This window comes from Pseudomonas sp. GM80 (assembly GCF_000282515.1).
Taxonomy (GTDB): domain Bacteria; phylum Pseudomonadota; class Gammaproteobacteria; order Pseudomonadales; family Pseudomonadaceae; genus Aquipseudomonas.
This window is the reverse complement of sequence record NZ_AKJD01000257.1, coordinates 1-12,457: the sequence shown is the minus strand read 5'-3', so window position 1 is coordinate 12,457 and position 12,457 is coordinate 1. Positions and strand designations below refer to the sequence as shown.

Annotated in this window: 15 protein-coding genes; 8 read left to right on the top strand and 7 right to left on the bottom strand. The window is 57.5% G+C overall.

Annotation, left to right across the window (positions count from 1 at the left end):
• Positions 1-90: 90 nt before the first annotated feature.
• Positions 91-906, bottom strand: coding sequence for a polyphosphate kinase 2 (ppk2, locus tag PMI37_RS29945; RefSeq protein WP_008088565.1), 816 nt, complete (start codon positions 904-906; stop codon positions 91-93).
• A gap of 186 nt (positions 907-1,092) precedes the next feature.
• Here ppk2 and PMI37_RS29940 point away from each other — a divergent pair, with 186 nt between their 5' ends.
• Positions 1,093-3,219, top strand: a complete 2,127-nt coding sequence (locus tag PMI37_RS29940) for a TonB-dependent receptor family protein (protein ID WP_008088563.1) — start codon at positions 1,093-1,095, stop codon at positions 3,217-3,219.
• Between the two features lie 275 nt (positions 3,220-3,494).
• Here the strand turns inward: PMI37_RS29940 and PMI37_RS29935 are convergent, their stop codons facing one another.
• Positions 3,495-3,812, bottom strand: coding sequence for a DUF7677 family protein (locus tag PMI37_RS29935; protein ID WP_045123348.1), 318 nt, complete (start codon positions 3,810-3,812; stop codon positions 3,495-3,497).
• 302 nt (positions 3,813-4,114) lie between these two features.
• On the opposite strand from PMI37_RS29935, the gene PMI37_RS29930 reads away from it, so the two are divergent.
• From PMI37_RS29930 to PMI37_RS29925, 3 genes are all read left to right on the top strand, one after another.
• Complete coding sequence (locus PMI37_RS29930; protein ID WP_008088559.1) at positions 4,115-5,023, top strand: serine hydrolase domain-containing protein; 909 nt, start codon at positions 4,115-4,117, stop codon at positions 5,021-5,023.
• 691 nt (positions 5,024-5,714) lie between these two features.
• Positions 5,715-5,897 (top strand): hypothetical protein, encoded by a 183-nt coding sequence (locus tag PMI37_RS31960; RefSeq protein WP_157173124.1) that lies wholly within the window; start codon positions 5,715-5,717, stop codon positions 5,895-5,897.
• A gap of 150 nt (positions 5,898-6,047) precedes the next feature.
• Positions 6,048-6,728, top strand: a complete 681-nt coding sequence (locus PMI37_RS29925) for an EcsC family protein (protein ID WP_008088555.1) — start codon at positions 6,048-6,050, stop codon at positions 6,726-6,728.
• A gap of 80 nt (positions 6,729-6,808) precedes the next feature.
• Here PMI37_RS29925 and PMI37_RS29920 read toward each other — a convergent pair whose 3' ends face one another.
• The 3 genes from PMI37_RS29920 to msrA form a co-directional block, all read right to left on the bottom strand.
• Positions 6,809-7,234, bottom strand: a complete 426-nt coding sequence (locus PMI37_RS29920; protein ID WP_008088553.1) for a hypothetical protein — start codon at positions 7,232-7,234, stop codon at positions 6,809-6,811.
• A 130-nt stretch (positions 7,235-7,364) separates the two neighbouring features.
• Positions 7,365-7,844 (bottom strand): GNAT family N-acetyltransferase, encoded by a 480-nt coding sequence (locus tag PMI37_RS29915; RefSeq protein ID WP_008088551.1) that lies wholly within the window; start codon positions 7,842-7,844, stop codon positions 7,365-7,367.
• 67 nt (positions 7,845-7,911) lie between these two features.
• Positions 7,912-8,418, bottom strand: coding sequence for a peptide-methionine (S)-S-oxide reductase MsrA (msrA, locus tag PMI37_RS29910; protein ID WP_008088550.1), 507 nt, complete (start codon positions 8,416-8,418; stop codon positions 7,912-7,914).
• A 132-nt stretch (positions 8,419-8,550) separates the two neighbouring features.
• On the opposite strand from msrA, the gene PMI37_RS29905 reads away from it, so the two are divergent.
• The 4 genes from PMI37_RS29905 (at position 8,551) to PMI37_RS29890 (ending at position 11,033) form a co-directional block, all read left to right on the top strand.
• Complete coding sequence (locus PMI37_RS29905; RefSeq protein WP_008088548.1) at positions 8,551-8,973, top strand: DUF4952 domain-containing protein; 423 nt, start codon at positions 8,551-8,553, stop codon at positions 8,971-8,973.
• 113 nt (positions 8,974-9,086) lie between these two features.
• A complete protein-coding gene (locus tag PMI37_RS29900; protein ID WP_008088545.1) occupies positions 9,087-10,148 on the top strand; it encodes an alpha/beta hydrolase family protein in 1,062 nt (353 codons plus the stop codon).
• A 154-nt stretch (positions 10,149-10,302) separates the two neighbouring features.
• On the top strand, positions 10,303-10,521 hold the full coding sequence (locus PMI37_RS29895; RefSeq protein WP_008088544.1) for a hypothetical protein: 219 nt from the start codon (positions 10,303-10,305) through the stop codon (positions 10,519-10,521).
• Between the two features lie 38 nt (positions 10,522-10,559).
• Positions 10,560-11,033 carry a hypothetical protein gene (locus tag PMI37_RS29890; protein WP_008088541.1) on the top strand — a complete coding sequence of 158 codons (474 nt, stop codon included), beginning with the start codon at positions 10,560-10,562 and terminating at the stop codon, positions 11,031-11,033.
• A 63-nt stretch (positions 11,034-11,096) separates the two neighbouring features.
• Here PMI37_RS29890 and PMI37_RS29885 read toward each other — a convergent pair whose 3' ends face one another.
• Together PMI37_RS29885 and PMI37_RS29880 are read right to left on the bottom strand one after the other, a co-directional pair.
• Positions 11,097-11,582 (bottom strand): hypothetical protein, encoded by a 486-nt coding sequence (locus PMI37_RS29885; RefSeq protein WP_008088539.1) that lies wholly within the window; start codon positions 11,580-11,582, stop codon positions 11,097-11,099.
• Positions 11,583-11,802: 220 nt separating this feature from the next.
• Entirely contained in the window at positions 11,803-12,102 is a 300-nt protein-coding gene (locus PMI37_RS29880) for a hypothetical protein (RefSeq protein ID WP_008088537.1), read from the bottom strand.
• Positions 12,103-12,457 lie beyond the last annotated feature (355 nt).

Genomic DNA, 12,457 nt, shown 5'->3' with positions numbered 1-12,457 from the left:
GGAGCTGCCGAAGGCTGCGATCTTTTGATTTTGTTTTTCAGGATCAGGGTCAAAAGATCGCAGCCTTCGGCAGCTCCTACAGAGGGTTGTCTAGAATTTTTCGGCTACGCGCTGGTAGGGGTAATCCGGCTCGCGGTATTTGCCGGGTTTCTGCCGTTTGGGCAATTCCACCTTTTCGCGTTTCACCTCCTCATAGGGAATGCGGCTGAGCACGTCGGTGATGATGTTCAGCCGCGCCCGGCGCTTGTCGTTCGAATCAGCTACCCGCCACGGCGCATGTTCGGTGTCGGTGTGTTTGAACATCTCGTCGCGCGCGCGGGAATAGTCGTACCAGCGGCTGTAGGACTTGAGGTCCATCGGCGTCAGTTTCCAGATCTTGCGGCCATCGTTGATCCGCGCCTCCAGCCGACGGGTCTGCTCTTCGGGACTGACCTCCAGCCAATACTTGAGCAGGATCACCCCCGATTGAACGATGGCATGCTCGACCCACGGGATCGACTTGAGAAACTTGTCGGCCTGATCCTCCGTGCAAAAGCCCATCACCCGCTCAACCCCGGCGCGGTTGTACCAACTGCGATCAAAGATCACCACCTCGCCCCCTGCCGGCAGATAAGGCAGATAACGCTGCACATGCATCTGGCTCTTCTCGCGATCCGTCGGCGCAGGCAACGCCACCACCCGAAAGACGCGCGGGCTGACACGCTCGGTGAGGGCCTTGATCGTCCCGCCCTTGCCGGCGCCATCGCGCCCCTCGAAAACGATGCAGACCTTGACGCCCTTGGCGATCACCCACTCCTGCAACTTGACCAATTCGACGTGCAGCTTGCGCAACTGATCGAGGTAATCCTTGTTTTTCAGCTTGGGACTTTCAGGCGCCTTGGCGGCCTTTTTCTTGTCTTTTGCCATGACCGAGCCCTCACGAATGAATGCGGAAACAAAGCGCTTATTGACGCGGCAAACCAGACACGTGAGGTTAGCCCACGACTTGCGGTTTGCCATTGCCGGGCAAAAAGCAAAATTGCCATGTGTTTCCTTCGTTCTTTGTTACGTCGCACTGTTCATTGTCCGCCCCTTGTTTGCTGGAGTTTCCCGATGCCGTCGCCCAAATCCCTGCCCACCGCCCTGCTCGGGCTGGCCCTCGCCTGCCCGGCGATGGCCGACACTCAAGGGCTGGAGCTTGGGCAAGTACTGATTTCGGCGGATGAGCGCAGTGGGTCGGATGCCAGCGTTGAAGAAGCCAAGGCCCGCCTCGAACAAGTGCCCGGCGCCACCAATGTGGTCGACATGCGCCAACCCTTGCAGGGCCGTGTCGCCAGCAATCAGGACGTGCTGGCCTATCAGCCGGGCGTCTATGCGCAGTCGGCGGGCAACGAAGGCGTGAAAATCTCGATTCGGGGTTCTGGCATCAACCGCGCGCCGGGCGCCCATGCCTCGGGGCTGTACACGATGCTCGACGGCCTGCCATTGACCGGTCCCGGCGGCACGCCGTACGAACTGCTCGAACCGCTGTGGGTCGATCACGTTGAAGTGCTGCGCGGTGCCAACGGTTTTGATCGCGGTTCGCTGGCACTGGGCGGCGCCATCGATTACGTCAGCCACACCGGCTACAACGCGCCGAAACTGCAAGTGCGCTACGCCACCGGCAGCCACGGTTATCAGCAGCGTCAGGTCAGTTCGGGGCAAGTGCTCGGCGACTTCGACTACTACGTGTCGCTCACCGACTCCAACGCCGACGGCTATCAGGATCACACCGCCAGCGAAAGCAAAGGCCTGATCGCCAACTTCGGTTATCGCTTCAACCCGAACCTGGAAACGCGCTTTTACATCCGCTACCGCGAGACCGACAACGACCTCGCCGGGCGTGTGACCAAGCATTCCATCGAACACGATCCACGCGCGGCCAACCCGTCTTATGTGGCACGCGACGACAGCCGCAAACAGCCGGGCAGCACCTTCATCGGCAACAAGACCACCTTCTACATCGACGACGATTCAAGCATCCAGACCGGCCTCGTCTACCACGATTACCCGATGGATCTGCGCGAAGGCCCCAACCGCCTGAAAGTTGCCTACAGCGACGTCAGCGGCACCTTCGACTACAAACGCCGCGACACTCTTTTCGGTATGGAAAGCCGCAGCAACGTCGGCCTGCGCGTGACCAAACACCTGCCGAACGACGGCGCCAGCGAGCTGGTGCGCATCCCCACCGGTAATACCGCCGGCTACGCTCCCGGCACACACATGCGCAACTTCACCTATCAAGGCTCGGACACCGTCCTGCACTTTGGCAACGATCTGGAAATCGCCGACGACCTCTGGCTGACCACCGGACTCGCCGCCATCTACACCCGCCGCGAAAGCGACGTGACCTACCCGCAAAGCGGCGGCAAAACCAGCCTGAACGACTGGGACTACGCACCGCGCATCGGTCTGCGCTACCAGATCACGCCCGACCTGCAAGTGTTCGGCAACCTCAGTCGCTCGGTCGAAGCACCGCACCCGTGGTCGCTGATCTACAGCTCCAACGTGCGCTTCCCGGCGGGCAACGGCCCGGCCACCGGCACCCAGAAAGACCCGGTCACCCTGCAAAACCAAACCGCGACCACCCTCGAACTCGGTGGCCGCGGCGACAGCGCCATCGGCGAATGGAGCCTGGCCTGGTACTACGCGCAAGTGCGCCACGAACTGCTCTCGGTATTGCCGGACGCCAGCGCCGTCACCCCTTATGAACTCAACGCCAGCCCGACCGTACACCAAGGCGTCGAGGCCAGCCTGAACAGCAAACTCTGGTCCGCTGCCGACGGCCGCCAGTTGAGCCTGCGCCAGGCTTACACCTTCAGCGACTTCCACTATCGCGACGACGAGCGCTTCGGCGACAACCGCCTCCCCGGCCTGCCGATGCATTACTACCAGGGCGAATTGCGCTATGACTGGCCACAGGGCTTCTTCGCCGCCGTGAATACGCAACTGGTCTCGAAAGTGGCGGTGGATTACGCCGACAGCTACTACGCCGACCCTTACGCGCTGTTCGGTGCAACGCTGGGCTACAACGCGCCGAAGGGTGATTGGCAAACGTGGCTGGACATGCGCAATCTGACCAACAAACACTATGCGGCGACGGTTACACCGGGCTACGACGACAAAGGGCTGGATGCCGCGCGGTCTACGCCGGGGGAAGGCATGGGCGTGTATGTCGGGGTTTCGTGGAGTCTGTTGTGAGGCCGGTGGTTGACCGACCGTTGCCAAACACCTGACGGGGATGCAAATGGACAGCCATTCGAGACTGGAAATCGAGAGCGCCGCTTATGAGCACTTTCTCAGTCTGTGGGAATGATGAATCCGACGCTGCACACGGCAGCGAATGGGCACTTGGTGCTCGAATTCAATGAGTTGTCAGATTCTGGCTGGCTAGTGCGGGAGAGCCTCTCGCAGGTTACAGCCCCCCGACCGAAAGCAATCGTCCCGCCCCTGAAATGCCAGAGCAAAATCTGGTTCTAGCGTCCTTGAGCGGGAGGCCCATAGAGTTCGATTTCCCAGTCTTCAAACGGCGGTGAGACTTTGAACGCCGGATCGCAATATGACCTCAGATAGTCAGTCGCTCTCTTCTGGGCGTGGGTAAAATTGAGCACATTGCCCTCACTGTCCATCTCTATGACGTTGGCGAATATCGCAAAGACCATTTCGATGGCGCTGGGCTCCGAGCCATAGATTTCCAGATAGTCGACGTTTTTAAGCATGTAGTGGCTTCCACTTGCCATGAAATAGGCAAAGGTTCGCAGCGCGCCACTGAAGTCATTACTCAGCTTCTTCATGTGCATTTTCTTTTAGTAAACCACCAGGGTTTGAAGGAAACGGAACCAGACATCTGCCTGCAGGTAGACTCGGGCTGCCCGTGCTCAGAATGCTTGCACCGTTGCTTCGACGCCAGGAGTAGACGCCGCCGGGCAGCAATCTAATCCCGCACAACGCCCGGTAGCAAACGCCATTGCCATAGATCAGGCACATCTGGGCGAAAACAGCCGCTCCAAACGCACAGACGACCCAACAGCCTCAGAGCAAGGCGAATGAGATATCTTGTTGCCCCATCAACCCGCTCGCCATCTTAGGGAAGCCAATGCTGAGTTCACTTGTATTGAATGGCCAGTCTCCAGCAACTGACCACTCAAACCTCATGACCCCTTGGTGGAGTTTTACGAAAACAGTCCTGGCGGCGACTGCCCTGACGCTGGTGCGTGACGGCCTGGTCAGACTGGACGACCCGGTCCCTGATCAGCCTTTCAGTTTGCGCCAACTATTGCGCCATGAAGCAGGCCTCGCCGACTACAGCGAATTGGCCGACTATCACGCCGCCGTCGCTAACCATCAGGCAGCCTGGTCCGCCGATGAAATGATGCAACGCCTTGACGGTAAACGGCTTCGATATAGCCCCGGAAGCGGATGGCGCTACTCGAATGTGGGTTACCTGCTAGTCGGCAGGCTGATTGAGCGAGTGACTGATCTGTCGCTTGAAGACGCAGTCAATCAACGCGTTCTCAGCGCGTTAGGCCTGTCGAACGTTCGCTTCGCTAAAACGCGAAACGACGTGCAGGATACCCACTCGGCAAGCCGCTCGAATTATGACCCCGGCTGGGTCTATCACGGCCTGCTGATCGGCCCCCTTTCGCAAGCTGCGCTGTTGCTTGATCGACTACTCGCCGGCCACCTCCTCCCCACAGACTTGCTCGAAGAAATGCAATCAACAAAAACATTGGGCGGCCCGATTCCCGGGCGTCCGTGGGTCAAGCCGGGGTATGGGCTGGGTTTGATGCAGGGATCGATCGAAGGTGGTTACACCCTCAGCGGACACACGGGCTGCGGGCCTGGCAGTGTCATTGCCGTTTACCGCGTGAGCGACGGCGACGCATCGGTTTGTTGCGCAGGTTTTGAAGCGGGCGCCAGTGAAGGTGCGGTTGAAGCGTATGTCGTTCGAAGTCTGATACAGGCCCTACAGGGTGCGGACGCTCAACCCCGCAACCTGAAGTAGTTTCATTTGGGCCGGTCACCCTGCCCCGGGACGATCACGCTCACCGCCACTGATAAGAAGCCCCATTAACAAGCTGCCGCCGGGCCACAGTTGTAAGCCAGGGAAATCCGGACGCGAGGCGAGCATTTGCCAACGAGCTGGCATCAGCAAAATCCTTGCTCGCCCTCCAACCTTCACTTTCCATGGCGACTTCCCAAACGCGATTTAGCGTTTCGCGGTCATTCGAATCGAGAGTGGGTGCGGAAGATACGGACTCATAAAATGTCCAGGGCTGCTCCCAGCAATCAAACGATTCTATTGCTGAAATCAGGTCGCGATGACAATCCATCTCAGCGCCTCAAGGTTATCGAAAAGGGATCACTGTGCCGTCAGCGCCAATCCTTGAAACAGTGCATGCATTGCCGCGCACGCCAAGTCCTCAACCGCCCGCCGCAGAAGGAGCAGTGGGCGATCTTTTGTTCGCAACACGGCTTCATCCGATGGCGGAAATACTCCCAGACAATAACCGGGTCGATACTTTCCCGACGGGCGATTTCATCTACCACGGCCTGATCACCCTTGTCGTGGAAGTCCCTTAGCGCCACAAGTGTCTGCAGTGACGGACAGTACGCGGTAATCGAATCACCGCATCGATTACAAATGCGTTGCCCGTAGTCAGTCGTCATAAATCGTTCAGTGTTGGTCATTTGAAGTGAGCGTTTTACTAGACGCGGTGGGCAGTGACAAATACGCCTGTACTGCCAACAACCGCAAAGGGCCCGGAAGCTCGCTCAATTCAAGGCTTGCCGAAATCATCCACGACGCCGTTGAAACGCTGTGGGCTGAACGCGTTACCGCGTTCGATGTTTCGTATGAAGAAATGGGCAGCGCCTGAAAAAGAACCTCATCCACCGCTCGAATCGACGTGAAAGAGCGCTGACACTAGCCATATAGGTAATGTTGTTTTGATATCAGTTATGGCACTCTCGGAACCCGCGCTCGTCCGTGAACATGTCACTGATTAAACCTACGAATGGAATTCGGTATGACCCAAGTAAAAGAAGAAAGCAGTTCCTCTTTGATGAAGATGGTAGAAGCCATCGCCATCAGCCCGCAAGATGCCCGCGAACTGGTCACCCAGTACGAATCGCAAGCCCGCAAATCGGCGCCGTCCGCGTCCGATGAAAAGATTCAAGATGCCGTCGTCGACAAGATCATCAGCCGCTACTCGAAATTGGCCGCAACGTCTGGCGCCGCTACGGCCCTGCCGGGCGTTATTCCCGGTATCGGCACGGCAGTCAGTGCTGTCGGTGGCGGGCTGGCGGATATCTCGGTGTGCATGAAGTTGCAGATCGACATGACCATGTGTCTGGCGGTCGCCATTAACGGCAACATGTCCAACGAAGATGCCAAGCACATGTCGTACATCATTGCGTTGTATGGCTCGCTTGAGCAGATGGGTTCGACCGGCGCCACCCGAATCGCCAGCAAGGCCGGCGTGCGCATGGTTCAGCAGTATCTGAAGGGCCCAACGCTGCAGATCATCAAGGAACTGTTCGCAAAAATCGGCATTTCGTTTACTCAGAAAGCCGCCGCGAAAGTGATTCCGTTCGGGATCGGCGTGATCATTGGTGGCACCGCGAATTACGCACTCACCACTTACGTCGGAAAAACCGCGCGGGATGCCTTCCGCCTGAACCTGAAGGAAGAGGCGGCGACGGAGTAATTGCATCGGTCTTGGGGCTGAAACAATGCCCCATAGTCACCGAGTAAAATTGCAAATGTATTGGGGCATAGCGAAACTGGTTATTCGCGGTGTGACTGTCGGATCTTGTCAACGCCCGGTGGCCAGGCCTCATATAAATGGCAGCCAATCGGAATAGGTTGGCCATCCATCTGATAGGCCGCCCAGGCCAAGACGTGCGCCATGCGTTCTGCCGCCAGTGGCGACAGCCCGCAAGACTCCGCCACCTCGTCCAGCCTCGCCCGGCACACATCGAGGTGGCGTCTTACGCCTGAGAATCCGCCGAGATAGTGATAGAACTCGTCGAGCAGGATGCCCACCCCGGAGATACCGTAGGCCCCCGCCACGCCGGGGGCCTCCTCATAGATGGCCATGACGTCATGCCCCTCCAGAGTCGCGACGGCGGTGAGCACCTCGCAAAACGTATCTTTCATGCTGTTGCTGACCCACAGGTCATAGCTGTTGCCAATGATAATGGGCGCGCCCATGAGTCCTGCCTCCATCGCCTGTGGAATGTCTCGCGAAAGCGCCAGGTCCGTCACTGGCCAGCACCCGGTGTCGATCATTTTTATGCTGGAAATAAACGTAGTCCATGATCGCTTTGAAGGCTTCCTATGATCAGCCGCCAATCCACAACATGGTCTGAACCGTAATTTGCGGATGACTCTCCAACGGCTCCCACTCATCGACAAAAGCAAAACCTTGCTTCAGATAGAAATTCGCGGCCCTGGCATTGTCCGGTGAGACGTTGAGATAAACCCGATCGAAGCCCTTTTCCAACGCGCGAGCCTTCACCGCTTCGACCAGTTGCGTAGCCACGCCAGAACCGCGGGCAGCGGGCTCAATCCACATTCCGATCAAGTTGAAGCGGTTGGCGCTATTGACCGCCGCGCCGATCATGCCCACAGGCCGATCTTGCTCAAACGCCAGCCAGAACGCGGTGGTGGCAGACGAAGCGCGGGATTGCCATTGTTGATCCGTGTAATCGGCGGCGGTTTGATAACTCACACCGAACGCCGTCGGCGCGTCCCGCAGTGCGGCCAGCCGGACGTGTTTCAGCAGCTTCCAGTCTTGGGTTTGGGTCAATCGAATGGTCATGTTCGTCCCTGAAAAATAAACAGCGCCCTCAACGTCTCACACGGACGTCGAGGGGGCAATTTGATTTTCAGGCGCGTTTGGGCAGTTTCCAGTTCGGGCGGATGAAGTGGCAGGTGTAGCCATTCGGAATGCGCTCCAGGTAATCCTGGTGCTCCGGCTCCGCTTCCCAGAACGGGCCTGCCGGCTCGATTTCGGTGACCACCCTCCCCGGCCACAATTTCGAAGCGTCGACGTCGGCAGCGGTGTCTTCGGCGACATCGCGCTGCGCTTCACTCAGGTAGTAAATCGCCGAACGATAGCTTGGGCCGAGGTCGTTGCCCTGGCGGTTGGGTGTGCTCGGGTCGTGGATCTGGAAGAAGAACTCAAGGATCTGTCGGTAGCTGATCACGGCCGGGTCGAAGACGATTTCGATGGCTTCGGCGTGGTTGCCGTGGTTGCGGTAAGTCGCGTTCGGTACATCGCCGCCGGTGTATCCGACTCGCGTCTGCAGCACACCGGGATAGCGCCGCAGCAGGTCCTGCATGCCCCAGAAGCAGCCGCCGGCAAGAATGGCAGTTTCGGTTTGCGTGGTCATGATGTGTCCTTCCTCTCGGGGACGTGGGGATAGCTGATGTTATGAGGGCGTATTGGCAAATTCCAAGGTTGCGTGTAAACAAGCTGACCGGCGCCGAAAACGACGCCTGGGCAGACCCTCACGGAAGAAGCAATGAGCAGACGGATCAGCAAACTTCTCTTGGCCGTTGCGTGCATGTTTGCCGGCTGCGCCATGGCTGAGCCGCGATGCGCAGACTTCCTCGCGAAACTCAGCGACAAACCTCAATTCGTCGAGTTTCTGCAGTGCAGCCAAGACCTCGACGCGCAGGGAAAACCTTTCGTCGCGCGCTACCGCGTCAAAGGCACCGATGCCCTTGCGGCTGAGCGCTACCTGAACCACCGCTTCGGATTGCCAATGCTGCGGTATATCTGCTGTGGTTGGGATTCGACGTTCTATTCCTATCGGGATAAAAAAACCCGGCACTGGTATCTGCTCGGAATGGGCTCCGAGGAGACGCCCATCAACACGCGCAAGGCTTGGCCGCAGATAGAGTACTTCTACCTCCAGGTGTCCCTCGCGACCGAAGATCCTTGAGCGCAATTGCACAGCCATTCACCTGATCTCAATAGTCCGTTCGGGCTAATGGAATGCAAGTCGTCGGCAAGTTCCAGGCTGCACCTCCACCTAAACCAAGGAAGATAACCCCATTGAAAACTGCCATCAGTGCCCTGTTGTTGACCTGCCTGGCGAGCCACGCCCTCGCTGACGTCAACGCGGTCGGCATCCAATCCCTGAAACTCGCGGACGCGCAAAATCAGCGGCCGCTGGACTTGGTCGTCTGGTACCCCACAGCCGCCAAAACCCCTGCCCAGATGATCGCCGATGACGTGGTATTTGTCGGCGCGGCGGCCGTGCGCGACGCGCCACCGGTGGCGGGCGAGCATCCTTTGGTTGTGCTCTCCCACGGTTACCGAGGCAATTGGGGCAATCAGATCTGGCTGGCAAATGCGCTGGCCGAAAAGGGTTACATCGTTGCAGCGGTCAACCACCCCGGCACCACAACCCATGACCGCAACCCGCAAGCAGCCGCGCAGTTGTGGCAGCGGCCGGTTGATCTGGGTCGGACGATTGCAGCGGTGACCTCCCAACCTGAAAAATTTGGTGGGGTCGCGCCGCGCGAGATTGCCGTGGTCGGCCATTCACTCGGCGGCTGGACCGCCATGGAAATCGCCGGCGCGCGTTTCGACCCGGACCTGTTCGCGCGTGACTGCACAGTTCATCCGCAACTGGCCAGTTGCATCAACTACCAAAAGATCAACCCGGCGAGCACACCGGCATTGAAAGATGGCCTCGCCAGCGACTTGCGCGATAAACGCATCACGGCGGTGGTGGCACTGGATCTGGGATTTTCACGCGGCATGACCGACGCCAGCCTCGCCGCATTGCCAGTACCGGCGCTGGTGATCGCGGCGGGCGCGCCGTCGCTGGATCTGCCTGCAGCGTTGGAGTCGGCCGACCTCGCCAAACGCCTGCCGGCCGCGTCAAGCCACTATGTCGAGATCAACGACGCCAGCCACTTCAGCTTCCTGCAACAGTGCAAACCGGGAGCAGTGGCACTGCTCGAAGAAGACGTGCCGGGCGATGGCATCATTTGCGGGGATGGTGACGCGGCGCGGCCACGGGAAGACATTCAGCAGCAAGTGACCGCGCTGATCAGCGAATTTCTGCAGAAGCAATGGAAACAGGCTGGCGGTTTGGTCAACCGTTGAGGACGCGCTTGCAGCTTCAGAAACAACGGGTTTATCAATTGCTTGTGTCAGTAATGCGGGGCGGACGGATACGAAATGCCATTGAAGTGCCACCACTGAAATAGTATGTTACTCAAATCCACCCCCCCGCTTTACCCCTCACAAGGAAGACTTCATGTCACTCAAAGGGAAGATAATCTCCGGTTATCTCGTCATAGGTTTCATCTACACACTCTATTCGTGGCTGTTCGGCGCCTATTCCCACTTCAGCTTTGCTTACAACCTCGGCCGCGGCCTGGTGTGGCCTGGCTCGATGTTCCCGGCGTTCGGGACCTTCATCGGCCTCATCATTTTACTCATCGTCATCGGCGCGATTCATCTCAATCGCCGCTGAGCCATCTGCACATTAAAATCATTCAAGGACCAATGCTCATGAGCATGAAAAAGCTAACGCTGGCGGTGTTGTTGGCAGCGGCACTGGCGGGTTGCGGCGGTAGCAAGGAAAAGGCGCAGGCACTAGTCGAAGCCAGCGGCTTGAACCAGCAATACGGCAACATCGTTGAAGTCGCAGCGCGAAGCTACTCGTCCCGCTACCCGATGCTGGAACACGAGCAGATTCGCAACGTCGTGCGCGAAAACCTCGATGCCGAAGACTTGAAAGACATGGTCGTCGAGATCTACGCCGATCACTTCGACAATGATGAACTCGACCTGATGATTCGCGCCAATCAGCATCCTGACCAGGCCATGGCGATGATAATCACATCCAAGACCGGTCGCGACCTGGCTCAGAAGATCATGACGATCCAGACGACCATTGCCAAAGACATGCAAGAAGCGCTGACCGACAGTGATGAAGCGATCATCGATGCGCTGGATGATTTGAAGGACGAAGCGCAAGGCTGAAGAACAGTCAGTTATGGCTCACGCCGCCTACTAAGTAAGTGGCGTGCCCTTGAGCGCCTTGATTCAGGACGCACCATGCCTATAACTGCAGCCGACGTAGAGACCGCTGTCCTTGTTTTCAGTAGAAACCACACGCACCACTCCACCGGTGCTCAGGCTACGTTGATAATCAACGTAGCCGTCGTTATCCAGCAGCTTTTGCAATTTAAGCGCGCTGGCAAGTTTTTCCGCATCAACTTTTGGATTAGTGCTTTCTATCTCCAGGAAAAAACTGAAACGGTCCGTCATCACCGCAGTGGAAGACGTCACACCGTTTACCGTCAATGCTGGTTTGACTTGCCAGGCACTGCCCCCCCATGGTGCGTGCGCCGCATCTTTGGCCAACTTCAATTGCTCGCTGTCTACCAGCGCATTGAACTCGCCGACCTGCTGCGCATTGCCTTTGCACTCGGCCAACGCCTGGAACATTTCGCCGTGAGTCGGCGCCGCCGTAGCGGAAAAACTGAACAAGCATCCAGCGAGAGTGAAAAGACCCAAAGCGACTTTCATGACGACTTCCTTGTTGAGTTGAACCCGATGTAAAGATCACCGAAGTTCCATGGCTGATATTCCGTATTACGCGACTTGCCTAATGGCACATGCCTGCGCAGGGGGCAAAAGTTTGCCATGTTGCAAACCACTAAGCGATCAGGGAAACCCTTAAATGCCGCGCATAAAAAAGCGCACGCAAGTCCGGAGACTCCACGTGCGCCGTTTTCAAGCTGTGTATTTAGTGCAACGTAATCAACGCAAACAGCCCGACAATTACCATCAGCACCGACATGTACTGCATCGGCACAAAGAACAATGTGTGTTTTTTGCGGAAGACAACTTCACCGCCGGTAGCTGGATCAATGTAGGTCTTGCCCGGCTGATTGTTCAGCTTGTGGCCGATAAAAGCGTTAGCGGCCGCTGCAACCAGCAAACCCACGCCTACCCCCATCCCGTTAGGAAGGCCGGCGAAAGAAATCAGCCCCACCAGCGGAATCAAAACCGAAAGAATGCCCCAGCCTTGCCAAATAAGAAACATAACGCGTCCCTGCCAAATTTTCGAAGGCGCGCAATTTAACAAACAACTTGGTGCTGCGGCAACATTTTGTAATATTTTCCCGATAGTGAACTATCGATACCCTTCAATTCACTGCGGCCATTCAGAGTAGTCACGTAATGTCAGTTCTATGGAAGAGCTGAAAAGACTTTATGGATAATCCTCCCGAAAACGGCCGGGTATTACTTACGCTTGTGCTGTTTCAGTTTGGCACAAGCCACTCTGCGATGAGACCAACACATACAACATCGATATCGACTGCCCCACCGCCATCGCTGGCAAGCCAGCTCCCACACGTTTTCGTGCCCGAACCACCACCCCCTGTAGGAGTGAGCCT

Bases quoted from the DNA above. Each gene is read 5' to 3' on its own strand.
- PMI37_RS29885 (WP_008088539.1), bottom strand. From the start codon at position 11,582: ATGAAAGTCGCTTTGGGTCTTTTCACTCTCGCTGGATGCTTGTTCAGT.
- PMI37_RS29935 (WP_045123348.1), bottom strand. From the start codon at position 3,812: ATGAAGAAGCTGAGTAATGACTTCAGTGGCGCGCTGCGAACCTTTGCC.
- PMI37_RS29925 (WP_008088555.1), top strand. From the start codon at position 6,048: ATGACCCAAGTAAAAGAAGAAAGCAGTTCCTCTTTGATGAAGATGGTA.
- ppk2 (WP_008088565.1), bottom strand. From the start codon at position 906: ATGGCAAAAGACAAGAAAAAGGCCGCCAAGGCGCCTGAAAGTCCCAAG.
- msrA (WP_008088550.1), bottom strand. From the start codon at position 8,418: ATGACCACGCAAACCGAAACTGCCATTCTTGCCGGCGGCTGCTTCTGG.
- PMI37_RS29920 (WP_008088553.1), bottom strand. From the start codon at position 7,234: ATGGGCGCGCCCATTATCATTGGCAACAGCTATGACCTGTGGGTCAGC.
- PMI37_RS29915 (WP_008088551.1), bottom strand. From the start codon at position 7,844: ATGACCATTCGATTGACCCAAACCCAAGACTGGAAGCTGCTGAAACAC.
- PMI37_RS29940 (WP_008088563.1), top strand. From the start codon at position 1,093: ATGCCGTCGCCCAAATCCCTGCCCACCGCCCTGCTCGGGCTGGCCCTC.
- PMI37_RS29880 (WP_008088537.1), bottom strand. From the start codon at position 12,102: ATGTTTCTTATTTGGCAAGGCTGGGGCATTCTTTCGGTTTTGATTCCG.
- PMI37_RS29890 (WP_008088541.1), top strand. From the start codon at position 10,560: ATGAGCATGAAAAAGCTAACGCTGGCGGTGTTGTTGGCAGCGGCACTG.
- PMI37_RS29930 (WP_008088559.1), top strand. From the start codon at position 4,115: ATGCTGAGTTCACTTGTATTGAATGGCCAGTCTCCAGCAACTGACCAC.
- PMI37_RS29895 (WP_008088544.1), top strand. From the start codon at position 10,303: ATGTCACTCAAAGGGAAGATAATCTCCGGTTATCTCGTCATAGGTTTC.
- PMI37_RS29905 (WP_008088548.1), top strand. From the start codon at position 8,551: ATGAGCAGACGGATCAGCAAACTTCTCTTGGCCGTTGCGTGCATGTTT.